Consider the following 18,228-nt stretch of genomic DNA (forward strand, 5'->3'; position numbering starts at 1 on the left):
GAAATGGTCATTCCTCCGCCGAGCCCAGCCCCTCGGCGATCAGCCGGGTGAAGAACTCGGGTGTCTGCCCAGCGATGACCTCGAGGGCCATGGCATCGAGCAGGATGTGTGTTCCGGTGCGCGGGACGCGGATCTCCAGGCGTTCCCCGTTGCGGGTCCACACCTTGCGGAATTGGGCGCCGGTGAATTCGTTACCGACTCCGGACCATTCCTCGGCCCGGACCACACCGGCCGGCAGATCGGATGCAGTCGATTCGCTCATCGCGTATCCCCCGCAGTCACACCATCCGCACTCCGGGCGGCGAGATTCAGCACACGCGGCTGGGCGTTGTACTCGTCGCTGTGGCGGCGACCGGCCAGCACCGGAAGGGTGGACCGGGCCCGGGTGACGGCCTCGAGATCGAGTTCTACCACCTGGACGGCCTCCGGGGCCTCACCCAGATCGGCGAGCACCTCACCCCACGGCGACACCACGAGCGCGTGCCCGTAGGTGGCGAACGCATCGGCGAACTCCGGGTCCGGCGAATGTACGGTCGCCGGCGCGACCACGTAGGCCAGATTCTCGATGGCCCGCGCGCGCAGCAGCGTGTGCCAGTGCGCGGCCCCGGTCGACTGGACGAACGCCGCCGGAACCAGCAGCACCTCGGCGCCGGCCGCGGCCAGCGCCCGCGACAGTTCGGGGAATCGCACGTCGTAGCAGATGGTCAGGCCGATGCGGATGCCGTCCAGATCCAGCAGTACCGGTCCGGCGCCGGGCCGCTCCACCGTCGAGGCTTCGAAGGACTGCCCGCCGATGGTGGCGTCGAACAGGTGCATCTTGTCGTAGCGTCCGACGAGCTCGCCGGCGACGTCGATCACCAGCGCCGAGTTGTAGGTCGCCTCGGCGGTACGGTTCTTCATCCCACCCAGCACCACCGCCACCCCGTGAGTGGCCGCGGCGCGGCGCAACTGCCGCACCTCGTCGGAATCCTCATGCAGAGCCGCCTCGCGCATCTGCGCGTTGGTGCCCAGCATCAGGCCGTTCTCCGGCAGCGTCACAAGCTGTGCGCCGGCGGTCGCGGCCCGATCGATCAGCCGAAGGGCGGTAGCCAGATTGGCGGTGATATCGGTGGTCGCGTGCCACTGCGTCACGCCCACCCGCAGCGTCCGTGGTGTCATGATGCTTGCCCCGCCGCGACTGCCGCCGCACTCTCGCTCCGGGCGCGAGCGAGATCCATATTCACCACGGTCCAGCCGCCGCCGGAGGCTTCCATCGGCTCGTAGGTGTACACGGTGCCGTGCACGCCGGGACCGATCAGCCCGAGCATGATCATCCAGTTCTGGATCTCGTACTGGCCGTGCTCGAGCAGCGGATACGGCTCCAGCGAGCACAGATCCAGACCGCGTCCGGTTTCCAGCAGCTTCAGGATGTAGGTGTCGAATTCGACGTCCACGCCACCGAAATGCCCGGGATCCAGCCAGTGCGACAGGCCGCCGGTGGCCAGGAATGCCACCTTCAGGCCCGACCGCGCCACCACTCCGCGCAGCGCCTCACCGAAACGGCGTGCGTTGAAAGGAGAGAAGCTGCGGTGCGGCTGGGTGATGATCGGAATCACCGGCAGGTCCGGGCGCGGCAGCACCAGGCGCAGCGGAACGATCAGCCCGTGGTCGAGATCGACACGCTCGGCCTGTTCCACCTCCAACCCCGCCTCGCGCACCGCGGCAGCCAATTCGCCCGCGAAATCCGGCATTCCGGTGAGGTTCAGATCCAGATCGCCGCGCTTGAAGAACTCCATCGAACCGGTGTGGCCCGCGCCGGTACCGATCACGGTGTGACCGGTCTCGAAGCTCTGGAAGTGGCAATCGGCGGTCACCAGAACGACATCCGGGTCGGCGGCGACGAGATCGCGCCGCAGGCGTTCGTAGCCGTCGAGCAGCCGGGACACCGCGTCGTCCGGATCGATCTCGGGCCGGGCCAGCAGATCCGGTACGTGCGAGCAGCCTCCGGCGAAGACGATTCCGGCGGGCACGTCGGGGTCGGCCAGCGGCAGGCTGTCGTCGACGATGAATCCGCCCTGGCTGGCGGCATCGCCCAGATCGTCGTTGAACCAGCGGCTCACCAGAATGGTCAGACCGTCGTTGAGTCCGATGGCGCGCAACCGATCCCGGTTACCGGAGAGGATGGTCTCGGCCCATTCCTGATCGACGCCCAGCAGTTCCGGCGCGCGGGACGGCTGTGCCTTCACCTGCTCGAGCAGTGCGGTATCGCGGGCCATCGCCAGCACGGCCTGTTCGATCGCGTTCTTGTCCACGGTGCTCACTTCTGTTCGACAAGGGCGCCGTCGCGGACCACGGCCACCCCGTCGATCTCCACGGTGCAGCCGCGCATCGGCACGTCCAGGTGGGCGGGTGTCTCCCGGTCGGCGAACCGGTTGGATCCGGTCGACCACATGAAATTGCCTGCGGTGGAACGCAGTTCCTGGCCGTAGAGCGAACGCGGGTCGTAGACGTCGAACGCCGACCAACGCGCGTGTGGCAGCACACCCCAGCCCATATGGCTGGTGGCCCACACCTCGTCGTCGCCCCAGGCTTCGAAGTAGTCGTTGAGCACGTGCGCGTCGGTACCGGCGCCCGAGATCTTCTTGATGTAGCCCTTCTCCACCTCGATGGTCACCGTGTCCTGGACGTAGCGCTGCCAGGGAATCAGCGCGTCGCCGGGCTGCAGCACGATGCGGCCCTCGGCGGTGCGATCGTTCGGGAAGCACGCGACGAAACCCGAGGGCCAGTGGTCCCAGCGGCCCGGCTCGTCGACGTAACCCCATTGGTGGGTGATCGGCAGGTCCGCGCCGGAGATGTCGGCGGTCAGATCGGTGCCGGCGGCGCTGGTCACGTGCAGGGTCGATCCGGCGCGCAGTTTCCGGCCGCCTGCCTCCACGGTGGCGCGCAGGATCTCATCGCCCATCAGGCGTTCCAGCACATCGTTCGGTTCGGCGACAAACAGCATCCGCTTGCCGTTCCCCGTGATCCGGGTGCGCACGTCGGAGTGGATCAGCCCGCCGACGGTGACGTCGACGACGAAATCGCACTCCCCCGCCGCGGCCAGCAACGGCGCGACCTCGCGGCCGTCGGGCTGGTACGGCGGCAGCATCGGATTGGACAGGCTGGACGCGTGCAGCACCAGGACACCGGCGCCCAGCTGTCGCGCCGCCGCCACCGCGGATTCGACGTACTCGGTCTTCTGGCCGAGTTCGGCGATCACCGCCACGGTTTCGGCGGCGGTGACCTTGCACAGCCGGAACTGTTCGACGAAATTCTCGGTCAGGGTCTTGGGCATCGATACTTCCTTCTCGATTGGTGAAAAATATGCTCTGAGTGGGTGTCTCACTCGGGATGCCGCGGCTCAGTGCGCGGCGCGCACCGCCCCGCCGTCAACGGCCAGCGCGGTACCGGTGATGAACGACGCCCGCGCGGAGGCGAGGAATGCAACCACGTCGGCGATTTCGCTCGCCTCGGCCCACCGGCCCGCCGGAATATCGGCGACGACGCGCGCGATCTCCTGCTCGACGGTGGTGCCGTTGCGACCCGACTTCGACTCGACGATCCCCCGCATCCGGTCGGTTCCGGTGGCGCCGGGCATGATCTGGTTCACGCGCACGCCCGACGGCGCCAGTTCGCCGGCAAGGGTTTTGACGAACGCCGAGGCGGCCGAACGGTACGAGGCGGACAACACACCACCCGCGGCGGGCTGACATACCCAGGTCGAGGACAGCAGGATGATGGCGCCCGTACCTTTGTCGCGCATCACCCGCGCGGCCGAGGTGCCCAGCTGCACCACCGGACGCAGCAGGGTGTCGTGGGCGGCGGACCAGTCGTCCCATTCCGCGTCCAAGGCCGGAATGATCTGTGGCCCAGGGGTATTGAGGACCATTACGTCCAGTGCACCGTAGGTGGACACCACGGTGTCGACAAGGGCCGCGGTGGCTTCGGCGTCGGTCAGATCGTGGGCGAACGGCACGATGGACCCGTTGCCGACGGTCTCTGGCTCCCCGGTGGCGGTCCGGGCGGCCGCGATCACCGTCATTCCTTCGGCGGCAAGCCGTTCGGCCGTCGCCCGGCCGATTCCACGCGAGGCCGCCGTCACCAGCGCCACACCGTTTTCCAGACCCAGATACACACTTACTCCTTCAGCTGATCGATCGTCGTGGCGCAGCTGCCCACGGTCGGCCCTCCGGCAGCAGGGTTCAGATCTCGCGGATCGCGCTCTCCGCGCACAGCGAGATGACCCGGCGCACCAGCGTCTCGTCGGACTCCGGGACGCTGCCGTCGCCGACGACCGCGGCGTAGCCCCAGTCATCGGAGCGAAATACGCTGGGGCACATGTCCAGGCACGTGCCGTACCCATCGCATTTGGTGTTGTCCACGATCACCCGCATGCTGACTGCTCCTTCCGTGCATCACGTCGCGCGAGTTCTTCCGCGCCGCTTCGAGCCAGCGCCGCAGCGCCGTCGATGAGGCCGCAGACGCCGCGGCCGGGCAGATCCGAACCCCAGCGGGTCAGATCGGCCAGATGACCAGCTGCGTTCTCACCGCGCAGGATCTGCCGCAACGCCCGCGCGATCGCTTTGGTGCCGGTGAAACACGAACCGCACTGCAGCGCGCTCTCGTTCTGAAACCAGGTACTGAGTTCCCCGGCCAGCGCGACCAGGTCGTCGTCGGGCCCCAGGACCGTGATCGCGCCGCAGCCGAGGCCGGTGCCCGCCGCACGCATCGCGTCGTAGCAGCACGACAGCGCACCGACGTCACCGAGTGAGATGCCGTTGAACCAACCGCCGAGCAGCGCACCGGTCATCGGTACGTCGCCTCCGCCGGCCGCGGCGGCCAGCTCGGAAACTGTTGCTCCGAGCGGCATTTCGTACACTCCGGGCTCCGCCACCCGGCCGGTGACGGTGAACAGCGCGGTGCCGCATGAGGCCGCGGTGCCCACCCGGGCGAATTCGGCGGCACCGTACCTGCGGATCCACGCCGCGTGGGCAAAGGTCTCCACGTTGCTCACCAGCGTGGGCACACCCCGCACTCCCACCTCGAACGGGCGAGGCGGCTTGCTCGTCGGTTTGGCCGGGCGGCCGTTGATCGACGCGACCACAGCCGATTCCTCACCAGCCACATAGCCCGGCGGGGCTTCGTGGACCCGCAGCGCCACACCGTGCGGAACCATTCCGGCCTCGACGATCTCGGCGACGGCCGCGCGGACCGATGTGAGGACCGCGGGTTCGGAGGCGTAGACGACGGCTTCGCTGGATCCGGTGACGACCGCGGCGGTCAGCAGGCCGTCGAGGACCAGATGCGGTCGGCGGGTGAGCAGCCACGCATCTTTGCTCGATGCGGGTTCGCCCTCGTGGCCGTTGGCAACGACCACACTGTCCGAACTCGCCGCCACCGCCGACCATTTGCGGTGCGCGGGGAATCCGGCGCCGCCGCGGCCACGCAGACCCGACCGGGCCAATTCGGCGAGGAATTTCCCGGAATCGATTGCAGGCTCCAAGAATCCGAGCTCCCGTTCCTGGTTCAGTCCCCAGTCGGGAGATTCGACGCCGGGCACGACCAGCCTGCCCGGCACGTCGCCGGCCGCGCGGGCCGGAATCTCGAGGGCCGGCGCCAGGTGGAGCGAGGATCGGACAGCGGTATTCATAGCAGCCCCTTGACGATTGCGTGGGCGGTGGCGAGTGGGATCACGTCCCCGTATTTGGCATCGATATCGAGCAGGGCGGCGCGGTGCGGTCCGTCCTCGCGGTCACCCACGCATTCCCGGACAACGAAGGCGGGCAGATCGGCGGCGCAGGCGTCCACAACGGTCGCCCGGACACAGCCGGAGGTCGTCGCACCGGCGACGAGCACGGTGTCGATACCGGCCGCGGTCAGCTGTTGCGCCAGATCGGTACCGGCGAATGCCGAGGCGGCCTCCTTGACCACCAGCGCCTCGTTGTCACGCCGGCCGAGCCGGTGATCGATGTCCACGCTGCGGTCACCTGCTCGCAGTTCCCGCATCGCGGGCATCTTGCGCAGCCAGGTGCCGGCCGTTCCGTCGCCGTGGACTGGGAAGGCGATGGTCGTGAAGTAGACCGGTACGCGGTTGTCGCGCGCCGCGTCCACCAGTTCCCGGGTCGTGGCGACCACCGCGTCCATCTCGAAACCGGGGCCGTACCGCGCTTCGGTGAATCCGTACTGCAGATCGACCACGACGAGCGCGGGACGTGTACCCGGAGTGAGTGTCCCGAGTAGGCCGCCGTCTCGATACCGGGCGCGGACCTGCTCGTCCGCCATCGTGGCGTCGTCGCGGCTCAAAACTCGTGCTCCGGCCACTGTCCCGGCTCGGCGCGCATCAGGTCCGCGTAGTACGCGTACATGTTGCGCTGGACGCCCTCCTCGTAGCGGGTCCAGAAGACCTTGCCCGGACCGGGCCAGTCCTGCACGGGATGGGCCATGCCGATGCCGGGCATGCCCATTTCGTAGTTGAGTTCGAAGTCCAGCAACTCCGCCGCGACCGAACGGCCCGTGCGCCCCACCGTGATCCACGGTTCGGTGTCGTCCATCTCGAACGCGCCGCCGAGGGAGAAGGTGCCCAGCCCCGCGCGGTAGGCGCGGTCCTTCTGTTCGGGCGTCATTTTCTTGTAGCCGAGGAACCAGTTCCACATCTCGACCTGCCCGGGTCCCTTCGGCTGCCAGCACCGCACGGTCAGCACGCCGGTCGGCGGATGATGCGACCCGTCCTCGGTCATCGGTAGCGCCAGAATGGAGAAGTTGGGGAAGACGTTGCCGACGATCACACGAGAACGCCGTGCCACTTCGAGCTGCGGTGCGGAGATATTCGCGGTATCGAAATTCTCGGCGAGGCTTTCCGGAAATCCGAAGAAGTTCGGTCCGGGTTCGTCGGCATCCTCGGCCATGGAGAACGACAGCGAATGTCCGGGCGAGGCCTGAATGTGGTAACCCATCATGTTCTCGCTGAAGGGAACCGGGAACGCACCGATTGCATAGACCGATTTGTGCAGTGTGCCGAGGTGATAGTCGTCGCCGGAAAAATTGTCCGCACCGGATTTCCAGTTCGCATCGAGAACGAAGCGCTGCGGCTTACCCAGTACCTCCACCCCGTCCTTGTCCAGCCCGAACAGCAGGTCCAAATACCAGGCCATACCGCCGAGGTATTCGCGCAACGGTGGCGCCGTCGAATCCAGTGTCGCGAATATCAGCCCGTGGAAGGATTCGACCTGCGCGGCCTTGGCCAGCCCGTTCTCCTCCTTGCGCATATTGCCGAAGGCGTTCTTCCACAACGGCGCACCGACCAGACTGCCGTCGGAGGAATAGGTCCAACCGTGGTACGGGCAGCGGAAATGTGAGGTATTGCCGGAATCAGCCCGGCAGATCTGAACCCCGCGATGTTTGCAGGCATCGAACAGGACGTGAACATCGCCTTTCTCGTCCCGGGTGACGACGAACGAATCCTCCCCGATCCGGCGCACGACGTAGTCGCCGTTCGCCTCGATCTCGGACTCGTGCGCCATGAAAACCCAGGCGCGGCCGAATATCTTGCGCAATTCCGTCTGATGCACCTCGGGATTTCCGAAGATATTCGCGGGAATCCGCCCGGTGGGCAGTCCTGTCGCGATCCGGTCCATCAAGGTCCGGACTCGCGGCGAAAGCAAGGGTTCCCGTATCGCGGTCATAGGTGTACTCCTGGGCTGAAATCGAGCGATTGAACGACCCGGTGAACAGGGTCACTCAGAAGAAAAGAGACAGATTGTGGGTGCCGATCACCGTCAAGTCCAGATAGACCACGCGATGCAGCAGTTTGAGGCGACCATCTTCGCGGCGCAGCACGTCCCGGCGCTCACCCGAAAGGATCTGGGGAGTCGTCTGATCCTGCCGAGTCCGATAGATGAGAATATTGCTGCGTCCGGTGAGTAGCTGCGCATCGCCGCTCTCGTGCTCCCGCACCCGGATATTGGCAACGAAATGACGCACTCGTGAGGGCGGATCCTCGGCCCACGCGTACTTGGTCTCGCCACGCGCGACCCGCGATTCGAGCGACCCCAGATTCTCGTTCAGGTGAAAAGCGGTCTCCGAGAAGCCGAAGCCACGGGCTCGTTCGACGGTTTCGCGGATCGGCACCTGGTACACGATGTCCGGGCTGACCAGGTCGGTCAGCCACTGTCGCTCGTCGAGGTCGTCGAGCAGTTCCGCCTCGTAGAAGTAGAAGTCCACGACCTCCGCATACCGCGGGTCGTTCGGTGCCAGTCGGCGCTGTGTCACCGTCTGCTGCTGGGTCATTCAATCCCCTCAAAGTGCATACACTTTTGGATGCAGATCAGTGTGGCCTATGACGCGAGACAGCGCAAGGGGTGAATCGAGCTGGTTACTCGGGCGCAACATCAGCGCAGGACGACGACAGCCGCAACGGGGTCGATCACAGCCCTGGAGGCGACCGGGCAACCAGACAGCCCCGCCGAGCCCCCGGCGCTGCCAGACAGTTGTTCCCGGTACTGCACGCTCGCCCCGTGCCGATCTCGCGTTCATCGCCCCTGGGCGTGGACGGGGCGCTTGGCCTGTCAGTGGCGTTGTGCACACTTCCGTGGTTGGTGTGCGTGCCGGACAAGGTGGCTTCCGCGTCGCCAGTGGCGGTGTCTCGGCTGGCCGAGCAGCTGAAAGCCGATGCGTCCCTGATCGGTTCGTACGACAAGTGGGCGCAGACGCGCACCGAGCATCTGCGCTTGGCGACGCAGTATCGGGGGCGGTCGGCGGGGCGATGGAGGTGAAGGAACTCGACCGGACTACCGCCGCAAGATCGCCCGCCAGCTCAACAAGGGCGAATCCATCCACGCGCCCAACGCGACCTCATCTACGCCTACGAAGGAGCCTTCCGGGCCCGGCAGCTGGAAGCCCAGATAGAGCAAGTATGGTGCCCGACTCTGGCCACCAATGCGGTAATCGCCTGGGCGAGAGGGTATTACGGCCTCGATGTGGAATGGATCCGCGCGGTTGCTGCGGGCCGCCGCGGTGATCGGGATCCCCGATGACGTTGGTCGCCGCTGGAACTTTACGAGGTATGAGCCGGAGCGTCGGTCGACCCGCACAACACGATTCCGGCCGCCGGTACGGCTCGCGCGGTCTTTTCTCGGCGGTGCGGCGACCACGCGTGCCAAGACGGACGGGGAGGGGTTCAGGTCGCGAAAGCGGCGGGCCAGTTCGGCGGTCGCCACACAGAGTTGATCGGTGCTTCCGATCCGCACCTCACCACGGGAGTCTCTCCAGGTCCACACCGTTGTGAACCACCCGACGCCGTCGTCGGGACGACGAGAGTGTCGCACACTCTCACCTGGAGGCGAATCCATCCGGGACCGGTCCGGCTACCACAGGCTCGGTATCCGCTGCGGCCACCGGGCTCACTCACTTCCTCACTCTGGCTGCAGTCCTGAGGGGTGAGAAACTTGCAACAGCAATTTCAGCGGCATGAGACGCGACCTAGCATCCCCCAATTTCCGACCTTGGGTGGGCTTCAAGGTAATCAATAGGATTGAGCCACGGAGCCAGAGCTTCCAAGTCTTCGGGATTCAGCTTGGTGGTGCCATTCTCGCACTCACGATGATGGCCCCTTCTGTCATCGGACTCCGCATACATGCGGGTTTCACACACTGAGCAACTCCACGCAGTCATCACGGTGTCGACCTTTCTTGCACTCTGGACTCGTGCAGGAGGACAGCTTCACGAGCTTCGCCAGGCTGCGGAAGCTCCTGGTAGAGCATGGAACCAAGATTCTGAACAAGGTAGGTTCGCTTTGCCCATTCATATGCGTAGAGCGCTCTCTGCAGCCATCGTGATGGACAATCTTGAAAGTAATCACCAAGGCAATCACTCGGGTGAGGATCGTCCATCATCAGGGCTTCCATAGCCGCATGAAACCCGGCGCTGTTGATGTCGATATCGATGTCGCGAGAATTATCTATGTCGTGAGAATTCATGATCAATCCTTGGTTTGAATTAGTGTGAGACACCTCCGGCGATGGCAGCAATAGCAAGAGGCAGCAACATAGGGATCGCATTTACCTGTCTGCTAGGAACGACGCCGGCAACCCGCGGCCCGCCGCAAGCCAGAGGACCGGATCGACGTGTTCGCCGTTCCGAGGCCGGTGGCGCGCGAACCGGCGAATGGTAGCGAAGGCCTCGTCGCGGCAGTCCTGTTCGCAGAGGATCGGATCGCCAGTCGTACGCACGAGGAGACACCGCGGAAATGAATGCCGCCGCGGGCTGGGCCGGCGCGACCGGCGACCGGCCCAGCCACACCGGATCACCCTCCGGATCCCCGATCAGCCGCTGGCAGGTGAACACCTTGCCCGCGGTGGTCTCCCGAGCCTCCCCCAGGACCTCCTCAGCCGCCGGATAGCTCAGCGCCCTCGCTTCGTCATCAGTCATCAGAGCCACACGTGCCCCGGTTCGTCGGCGAATCCCACGGCAAGTCGATAAGGGCGGGCGCCTCGGCCATTGCGCATCCTTCCGTTCACCCGGAATGTGAACATTAACCGTACGTTCGATAGGTAGCTGTTCAGATGGTGACCATCGTCACCGCACTTCGGAAGGATGTCAAGCCGTCTGCTGGTGTTTCTGCAATCCGATTTTCAAGGGCGATGTAGGATGTTCAGTGTGCCTGAACAAGAGATAGTGCGTGAAGGTTCTGGCGGCACCGGCGCGGGGAACCTGGTGCGCCAAGCTCGAACGGCGGCTGGAGTCTCGCTGCGCGAACTGGCGCGCAACATCGGCGTCAGCGCCGGGACCCTCAGTGCCATCGAGAACGACAAGACACCACTGACCGTCGGTCGGCTCGACCGGATCGCTGCCGAACTCGGCATCTCCACCGTCGACATACTCGCCACCCGGCTACCATCAGCCGCCGACGCTACCGGCACATCACCCGCCCGGTCGGTCGGCGACGGGCAAACATGGCGCACTTTTGAGCCCCTGACACTTGATCCTGCTCTCGACGCGGCGATCACAGCACTTCTGCAAACCGGTTACCACGGCGCGACGATGCGGAGTATCGCGGCCAACGCCGGTATGAGTGTCGCCGGCGTCTACCACTACTACCCGAGCAAACAAGACCTGCTCGTCGCCATATTCGACCTCGGGATGTCCGATCTGTACTGGCGAATCCCGGTAGCCCGCGACGACGGCGCCACCGTGGTCGAACGATTCGCCAACATGGTCGAAGCCCTCGCGTTGTTCCACACACACCGCAGTGACCTCGCGTTCATCGGTGCCAGCGAAATGCGCAGCGTCGATGAACCCAACCGCTCCCGAATCGCTGCTCAGCGAAACGACGTTCAGCGAATGATCGACGACCAAGTTGCCGCCGGAATCCGGGCAGGCGAGTTCACCACCCGCTACCCACGCGAAGCCGCCCGCGCAGTCGCCACCATGTGCACTTCCCTGCCGCAGTGGTTCCGCCCTGTCGGCCCTGTCTCTCAACAACAAATCGCCGTCGAATACGCGCAATTCGCCGTCGACATCATGTGCGGACACACAACCCGAACTGTCGTGCCCCCAGGCTCCTTCGGAGGGAGTGTCGGGATGACTACGGCGGATCTCGATCTCTCCGCCCGAGTAGCCGAACCTGACGGCTAGGAGGAAAGGTGGGAGGCGGCGAACTTTCGCATGGCCGCCGATGCTGCGTTGTATCCGCTCATCCCGTGCGCCCCCGGCCCTGGTGGGACGGCGGCCGAGCAGATGAACATCCGGTCCGCTATATGGTAGGGGCGCAGGGTGGTGCGTGGTCCACCTAAGAGCAGTTGGCGAATGTTCTTGTCGCCGGTGAGGATATCGCCGGCCACATAGTTGGGATTGTAGGCCTGCATGGCGGCGGGGCCCACCACAGTGATGGCGACGATGCGGTCCCGGAACCCGGGTGCATACCGCTCGACCGCGTCGAGCAGTACGTCGGTCGCGTCCTCCGAATATCCTTGTGGCACATGAGCGTACAGGTCGATGGGGTGTACATTTCCGCGTGATCGTGCGGGGTCGGCGAGGTACTGCTGTCCGACCACGATAAAGGGCCGGTCGGTAAGCCTGCCTCGATGGATTGCGCGTTCGGCGCGAACCACATCGGCGGCGCTGCCGACGATGTGCAGGCTTCCCGCTTTGCCGGCGTGGGGGTTGGTCCATGGGATGCCGCCCTCGACGGCGAGGCTGACCTTGTAGGCGGCGGGCCCGTGTCGGAATCGCCGGTACGCTCGGGAGACCCGCGACGGCAGCCGGTCACCGGCGATGTCGGCGATCGCGGCCGGGGCGAGATCGAACATCACGAGGTCGGCCGGCGGCAGTTGGTCGAGCGACTCGACCCAGAGGCCGGTCTCGATCTTTCCACCCAGATCTGTCAATGCGGCCGCCATGGCGTCCGCGATTGCGCGCGAGCCGCCCACCGCCACCGGCCACCCGTAGCGATGGCCGGCGGTGGTGATGCCGAGACCGATTGCCGCGGAAAGGATCCGGTGCTGTGGTTGCCAGCCGTGCGCCATGTTCCCGGCGAACAGCGCCCGTCCCTGCGCGGTCCGGAACAACCGTCCGAGCCCGGCGGCGGGGATCAGGGTCGGGATGCCGAATCGTGCCAACCGCAGCGGATGTGACGGTATCCGCAGGAGCGGTTGCATAAAATCGGTCGCCAGCAGCTCGTATCCAGCGGAGGGGCCGGCGAACAGGCGGCGCCAGATCGAGCCGTCGGCGCCGAGGCCCGCGGCGGTGTCTTCGAGGGACCGGTACAGCACTCCTGCTGTACCGTCGTCGAGCGGGTGCACGCAGTCGATTTCCGGCCACGCCCATTCCAATCCGTATCGGGCCGCGTCGATTCCGGTCAAGAACGGTGATCCGACGGCCATGGGGTGGGCCATTGCGCAGTGGTCGTGCAGCAGGCCGGGGAGGGTGAGCTCGCCGGAGCGGGTACCGCCGCCGATGGTGGCGGCACCCTCGAGCACGGTGACCTCGACGCCGTGGCGGGCCAGGGTCACGGCAGCGGCCAGCCCGTTCGGCCCCGCGCCGACCACGATCGCCGTGGTCATTCGACCCTCGCCGGGGGCAGCACCTGGGTGTCGTTGCGGCGAAGAGGGTGAACCGGGAACGGATCACCTGGCTCCGGCCACGGCTGGCGGGCCAGCATGTCCTCGATCAGCACGTAGCCCTCCTCGATGACACCGCTCGCGGCATCGACGATGCGATATGCCTGTCGTTGCCGGTGGATTGGCTGGGATTCGAGGATGACGACGCGCAGCTCGCCTTCCTCGAACCGGCAGCGACGCTGCAGCGCTGCCAGCAACTGTTCGTTGTGCAGGTGCCCTTCACCGAAGTTCCAGCCGAGCAGCGGGCCGGCGACAATCTCTCCGTCGCGGATGGCGTAGTCGTCTTCGTTGGCGACGGCCCTTGTGATCAGACCGTTGAGCGCCCGGCCGTGGGTGTGCATCGATCGCCAGCCCATCCCGGACTGGATCAGGATGTCGGCGATCTCGGGGCCGTACAGCTTGGTCAACTGAGTGACCGGTAGCGCGGCGCTCTTGGTCACATGCTGCTCGAGCTTCAGCTCGGCGTCCCCGCGGAAACACCAGGCGCTGGTGGCCCAGTTGCCGGCGTAGTAGCGCATCGATGTCAGGAACGAAACCCATTGCGGCCGAACATGTCCGAGGACGACAACGAGTGTGGAGAACAGGATCAGCGCGAGCACCAGCGGAGATCGAAGCCCCGAGACATGGATGTAGCCGTAGTGTCCGAACAGGTAGAACAGGCTGAAGATGAAGAAGATGTTCCATTCCAGCGGCACGCCCATCGGCACGGTGGAGATGATGTGCAGGTGGAAGACCGCCATGAAGATGATCGCCGCCCAAGTCAGCGGGCCGCCGTGGCCGAGGAAGACCAGGTAGGCCGGAACCAGGTATTCCACGATGGTGCCGCCGTGTGCCAGCATGGCTGGGATCCCTGACGGGCGCAGGTCCTGCGGCGGGTTGCGATACATCTTGCGCTCCAGCCATTTGATCCGCATGACCGGGCTGTTGCTCATCATGACCGCTACCACGTGCCCGAAGTGATGGTTGAGTTTGGACGTGGCCGCACCCCACCACAGTGCCAGCATGACCAGCTTGAATCCGATCACCATGTCGGCGAACGGAACGAAGAACATCAGCAGCATCAACAGGTAGTGCTCGGGGCGGGCGGCCAGAAACACCGTCTTGTCCCGCAACCCCAGCGCACCGAGGGCGACGATCAGAGCGACGACGACCGTGGGATCGAGCAGGCCTACGTGACTGCCGTCTACCGGCGCAGCGCCATGACCGGGGGCGAGCAAAGCCCAGATTCCGGATCCGATGACGACCGCATACAGGGCGACGTCGATGATGCCGCGCTCGTCACCACGAGTGAACGGCACCTTTCCCGGCCACGGCGGCAGGCGCAGGGTGCCCAGGCGCAGGAAGTACAGCAGCCCGCCGATCGGCGGCAGGAACCGCATGGTGAGCGGCCCGAACCCACACCCGAACCCGAGGATTTCGAACAGCAGGGTCCACACGACCATTTTCTGGTAGACGATCGGCTCAGTCCACCACGAGGTGATGTCGGTGAGCGCTCCGAGTCCAGAGGTCAGGCAGATTACCGCTGCCGCGCCAAGGACGTACAGGGCGCACTTGACGATGTAAATCAGGTAGACGGCATAAGGGGTGCCGAAGCCGTGCTCGACCCAGTGTTCCGCAACGGTGCGGAGCCGTTCGCCGCGCGGGCGGGTCTTCCATTCGGCGTAGTCGATGTCCGGAAGATCCGGTTTCGTGAATCCCATGGCAGATGTCTTTCGAGAGGGAACGGAAGGTAATCAGCGGCGCGCTTCGACCGAGCGGGCGCGCAGAGTCCGCTTGTCGATCTTCCCGACGGGGTTCTTCGGGATCTCGTCGACGGTCACGATCAGTTCGGGAAGCTTGTAGCCGGCCAAGGACTTCCGGAGAAGATCGAGCATCTGTTCCGGCTCGACCGCGACGCCATCGCGATAGGACACGAAGGCGATGGGTACTTCGCCGTAGACAGGGTGCGGTCGCCCGATCACGGCGGCCTCGAGTACCTGTGGATGGGTGTAGATCGCGGACTCGATCTCCTTGGGATAGATGTTCTCTCCGCCGCGGATGATCATGTCCTTGATTCGGTCCACCAGGGTGAGGTAGCCGTCGGCGTCGATGCGACCGACGTCTCCGGTGTGCAGCCAGCCATCGACGATCACCTTCGCCGTCTCCTCGGGCCGACCCAAATATCCCCGCATCACAGTCGGACCTTTGATCACGACCTCGCCCGCCGATCCGTCACTGAGGAAATTGCCGTCGCTGTCGACGACGGCGATCTCCTGGCCCGGCAGCGCGATACCGACGGTGCCGGGTTTGCGGACACCGTCGAGCGGATTGCCCGTGCTCGCGCATGTCCCCTCTGACAGGCCATAGCCTTCATAGATCGGGATGCCGTAGCGCTCCTCGAATCGGGTGAGCAGCTCGACGGGCATCGGAGCCGCGCCGCAGAGGGCGAAGCGGACCGAGGAGGTGTCGGGCCGGATCTCCTCCGGCAGCGCCGACAGCATGGCGTAGATGGCTGGCACCGCAGAGAAATAGGTCGGCCGCGCCGCCTCGAGCCTGTCGAAAAAGGTCTGCGGCGAGAACCGGCCCGCGACAGTGGTCTGGCCGCCGGCGAGCAGCGCCGACAGCACGCCGACCACGATGCCGTTGACGTGGAACAGCGGCAGAATCAGCAGACTATGGTCATCAGCGGTCAGCCGCATGCCCGCGACCATGGTCTCGGCCATCGCCATGATGTTCGCCTGCATCAGCTCGACGCCCTTGGGGCGTCCGGTGGTACCGCTGGTGTAGATGATCAACGCCAGCCCTTCGTTCGAGAACTCGGTCGCCTCCGCGCCACCGGCGCGGCCTTCGTGCCGATCCAGCTCGGGCACCGAAAGCCGCTGCGGGGCATTGACCTCGCCGGACTCGATGTCGTCCGCGCAGACCAGTACGCGAGCGCGGGAATCGGTCAGCTGATATTCCACCTCGGCAGGGGTAAGCGACGGGGCGATCGGCGTCGCCGCAGCACCCAGCCGCCAAGCCGCGAACAATGCCACGATCAATTCGAGCCGGTTGGGCAGCATCACGGCGACAACATCGCCGACACCGATCCCGGCCTTCGACAACCGATCGGCGTATTTCTGCACGAGGTCGAGGAACTCGGCGTTGGTGATCCGCCCCCGGTCGTCGTCGGCAAGACAGGGGTTGGTGGGGAAGGTCCCGGCGCGTACATCCGGGAGGGCGGCGAAGTGCATGTCGATCTCCTTGCTAACGCAGCAGCTCACTTGCGTGAACGACACGTTAGGAAGGTGATGTGACCTGGACCATATCGCGAGCGCACGAACATAGCCGGAGCGATCGTGCGCACCGCACGACGGATGACTCAGTCACCTGCGGACTGCAGCACTGTCGACCCCAGCCATCGGCAGGCCAGCAGGGCGACCTCGACGTCCAGCCGTCCCTCCCGCAGCGAATGCCCCAGTACCGCCTCCGCCTTGCGGATCCGGTACTGGACGGTATTGCGATGCAGTACCAGCCGCTCGGCCGTTGTCTGGAAGCTGCCGTTGGTGTCCAGAAAGACACGGGCCGTCTCGCGCAGCTGTGCCGTGGCATCGTCGTCACGCGCCAGCGACCCAAGGATTTCGCTGATCCATGCTCGCGTGGCGGCCAGATCCGAGCACATCAGCGCGATCGGCCCGACCTTTGCCGAACAAGACACCGACGCGCGCTGCGGTGCCGGCGCCGACATCGCGACCACCTGCGCTTGTGTCGCCTGACGATGGGTCAGCCGGAAGCCCTCCAGCCCGGCGGCAGGTCTGCCCACCGCCACCCATGTCGCCCTCGGAATGCTCACCGCGGCGGGATCCATTTCCAGTTCCGGTTGCGGGAGCCACGCCCACAGGGTCGATTCGTCGGCCGGGATCAGCAGGGGTTGTCCTTGGCAGGACAACTGATCGGCGATGGTCGTCACCGCTTGTTTGGCCGCACGCAGTTGATCGGATCCCGCGTCGGACCAGACAACCAGGCCCAAGTGGGTTCGGTCGAGCCGATATCCCAGCGCACGCTCGCTGTCACCCGGATCGACACGCTGTCCGGACAGGATCGAGCGCACCCTAGCGGTGCGGACGGCCATCTGATTCTGCAGCCACCGGTCCCGCTCGTCTTGGTAGGCGGTCACGACTTGCTGGGAGACCCGATCGATATAGGCGAACGAGCGGTCGGTCATTTCGGCCACCGTCGCTGTGACCAGGTCGAGGTCGTTCGTCGCGGCGGTGATCTCACCGAGCATGTGGTCGTTGAACAGTCGCTGCCCGATGCGGTACGCCCGCAACAGCGCGGTGATCGAGGTACCGCGCTGGGCCATGCGACGGGCGTACTCCAACGCCTCCGCCGGCGCATCGACCTCGTCGATGTCCAGCCCCAGTTCGTAGATATGCAACGCGATCACGACGTTGCCGGTGACGCTGGCACGCAGCAATGACTCCACCCGGCTGTCGCCGCGCAGCTCCGGCTCGATCTGGAGCATCTGCTCCGTCAAACGTTCGGACAAGGCCAGCGCCTGCCGACTCAGTCCTCCCGCGATCCGCGCGAGCAGTTCTGTGGCGTCGCTCTGCATGTGATCACCCTGTGATATTCACGATCGAGCGGGCTCGGACGGACTCGACTTCCGAACGCCCACGATCCGTATTCGAGTTCTCGAACACTCCGGTGGCGGCACCTCGCTCGATCAAGCTCCGGACCTCCTTCGAACGGTGGTACACGTAAGTTGCCCCCGTGCTCACTGGAGCGATCGATGTGATGTCGCGGGTCGTCGAGCCGTGGAACCCGCGTTCAGGGACGGCAACACCGCCGCGTCGAGCAGCCGCGCTCGGGTCTGGTCCGCGCGCGAGCGGTACCCCGTATCGGTCACCTGGACAGTATGGCTCTACCCAGCGAGCACGAGTTTGCCGGTGTTCGTACCGGTGAACAGCATGTTCAAGGTTTCACCGAAACAGGCCGGAATACCGGCTTCAGTTCGGCGATCCGCTCCAGGATGAATCCGGGCCGCGGGCCATCGTCCTCCGAGACAACGACGCCGTCTGGCAGAAGGTTGAGTTGGCGTACTCGAATGTTCTCCCCGGATGGCATTCCAGGTTGT

16 protein-coding genes and 1 pseudogene are annotated in these 18,228 nt (G+C 65.5%); 2 read left to right on the plus strand and 15 right to left on the minus strand.

Going from position 1 to position 18,228, the window contains the following annotated elements; all coding sequences use genetic code 11:
• Positions 1-7 precede the first annotated feature (7 nt).
• The 10 genes from ACIBW7_RS19820 to ACIBW7_RS19865 form a co-directional block, all read right to left on the minus strand.
• Positions 8-262, minus strand: a complete 255-nt coding sequence (locus tag ACIBW7_RS19820) for a hypothetical protein (RefSeq protein ID WP_364479375.1) — start codon at positions 260-262, stop codon at positions 8-10.
• Complete coding sequence (locus ACIBW7_RS19825; RefSeq protein WP_397048228.1) at positions 259-1,158, minus strand: carbon-nitrogen hydrolase family protein; 900 nt, start codon at positions 1,156-1,158, stop codon at positions 259-261. The genes ACIBW7_RS19820 and ACIBW7_RS19825 overlap by 4 nt, the downstream gene beginning before the upstream one ends.
• A complete protein-coding gene (locus ACIBW7_RS19830; RefSeq protein WP_397048230.1) occupies positions 1,155-2,300 on the minus strand; it encodes a protocatechuate 3,4-dioxygenase in 1,146 nt (381 codons plus the stop codon). Before ACIBW7_RS19830 ends, ACIBW7_RS19825 begins: the two co-directional genes overlap by 4 nt.
• Positions 2,297-3,313 (minus strand): hypothetical protein, encoded by a 1,017-nt coding sequence (locus ACIBW7_RS19835; protein WP_397048232.1) that lies wholly within the window; start codon positions 3,311-3,313, stop codon positions 2,297-2,299. Before ACIBW7_RS19835 ends, ACIBW7_RS19830 begins: the two co-directional genes overlap by 4 nt.
• Positions 3,314-3,379: 66 nt before the next feature.
• Positions 3,380-4,153 carry an SDR family oxidoreductase gene (locus ACIBW7_RS19840; RefSeq protein ID WP_397048234.1) on the minus strand — a complete coding sequence of 258 codons (774 nt, stop codon included), beginning with the start codon at positions 4,151-4,153 and terminating at the stop codon, positions 3,380-3,382.
• Positions 4,154-4,220: 67 nt separating this feature from the next.
• Positions 4,221-4,412 (minus strand): ferredoxin, encoded by a 192-nt coding sequence (locus ACIBW7_RS19845; protein WP_040700785.1) that lies wholly within the window; start codon positions 4,410-4,412, stop codon positions 4,221-4,223.
• Positions 4,403-5,668, minus strand: a complete 1,266-nt coding sequence (locus tag ACIBW7_RS19850; RefSeq protein ID WP_397048236.1) for an NADH-ubiquinone oxidoreductase-F iron-sulfur binding region domain-containing protein — start codon at positions 5,666-5,668, stop codon at positions 4,403-4,405. Before ACIBW7_RS19850 ends, ACIBW7_RS19845 begins: the two co-directional genes overlap by 10 nt.
• Positions 5,665-6,321, minus strand: a complete 657-nt coding sequence (locus ACIBW7_RS19855) for an isochorismatase family protein (RefSeq protein WP_397048238.1) — start codon at positions 6,319-6,321, stop codon at positions 5,665-5,667. The genes ACIBW7_RS19850 and ACIBW7_RS19855 overlap by 4 nt, the downstream gene beginning before the upstream one ends.
• Positions 6,318-7,700: an aromatic ring-hydroxylating dioxygenase subunit alpha gene (locus tag ACIBW7_RS19860; RefSeq protein WP_397048240.1), complete on the minus strand. Its 1,383-nt coding sequence runs from the start codon at positions 7,698-7,700 to the stop codon at positions 6,318-6,320. The genes ACIBW7_RS19855 and ACIBW7_RS19860 overlap by 4 nt, the downstream gene beginning before the upstream one ends.
• Positions 7,701-7,755: 55 nt before the next feature.
• The gene (locus ACIBW7_RS19865; protein ID WP_397048242.1) at positions 7,756-8,304 is read right to left on the minus strand and encodes an aromatic-ring-hydroxylating dioxygenase subunit beta; all 549 of its coding nucleotides are present in this window, start codon (positions 8,302-8,304) and stop codon (positions 7,756-7,758) included.
• Positions 8,305-8,511: 207 nt separating this feature from the next.
• Here ACIBW7_RS19865 and ACIBW7_RS19870 point away from each other — a divergent pair.
• A pseudogene (locus tag ACIBW7_RS19870) lies at positions 8,512-8,821 on the plus strand (DUF4158 domain-containing protein); the annotation flags it as partial.
• A gap of 865 nt (positions 8,822-9,686) precedes the next feature.
• On the opposite strand, the gene ACIBW7_RS19875 reads toward ACIBW7_RS19870, so the two are convergent.
• The gene (locus ACIBW7_RS19875; RefSeq protein ID WP_397048244.1) at positions 9,687-9,992 is read right to left on the minus strand and encodes a hypothetical protein; all 306 of its coding nucleotides are present in this window, start codon (positions 9,990-9,992) and stop codon (positions 9,687-9,689) included.
• A gap of 679 nt (positions 9,993-10,671) precedes the next feature.
• On the opposite strand from ACIBW7_RS19875, the gene ACIBW7_RS19880 reads away from it, so the two are divergent.
• Positions 10,672-11,649 carry a TetR family transcriptional regulator gene (locus ACIBW7_RS19880; protein WP_397048246.1) on the plus strand — a complete coding sequence of 326 codons (978 nt, stop codon included), beginning with the start codon at positions 10,672-10,674 and terminating at the stop codon, positions 11,647-11,649.
• Here ACIBW7_RS19880 and ACIBW7_RS19885 read toward each other — a convergent pair.
• From ACIBW7_RS19885 to ACIBW7_RS19900, 4 genes are all read right to left on the minus strand, one after another.
• Entirely contained in the window at positions 11,646-13,076 is a 1,431-nt protein-coding gene (locus tag ACIBW7_RS19885) for a phytoene desaturase family protein (RefSeq protein ID WP_397048248.1), read from the minus strand. The two genes, ACIBW7_RS19880 and ACIBW7_RS19885, sit on opposite strands and share 4 nt — an antisense overlap.
• Positions 13,073-14,833: a DUF3556 domain-containing protein gene (locus tag ACIBW7_RS19890; RefSeq protein WP_397048250.1), complete on the minus strand. Its 1,761-nt coding sequence runs from the start codon at positions 14,831-14,833 to the stop codon at positions 13,073-13,075. Before ACIBW7_RS19890 ends, ACIBW7_RS19885 begins: the two co-directional genes overlap by 4 nt.
• A 33-nt stretch (positions 14,834-14,866) precedes the next feature.
• Positions 14,867-16,345, minus strand: coding sequence for a class I adenylate-forming enzyme family protein (locus ACIBW7_RS19895; protein WP_397048252.1), 1,479 nt, complete (start codon positions 16,343-16,345; stop codon positions 14,867-14,869).
• A 128-nt stretch (positions 16,346-16,473) separates the two neighbouring features.
• Complete coding sequence (locus ACIBW7_RS19900; RefSeq protein ID WP_397048254.1) at positions 16,474-17,706, minus strand: PucR family transcriptional regulator; 1,233 nt, start codon at positions 17,704-17,706, stop codon at positions 16,474-16,476.
• Between the last annotated feature and the right edge of the window lie 522 nt (positions 17,707-18,228).

It is taken from the genome of Nocardia sp. NPDC049526 (assembly GCF_044465765.1).
GTDB lineage: Bacteria > Actinomycetota > Actinomycetes > Mycobacteriales > Mycobacteriaceae > Nocardia.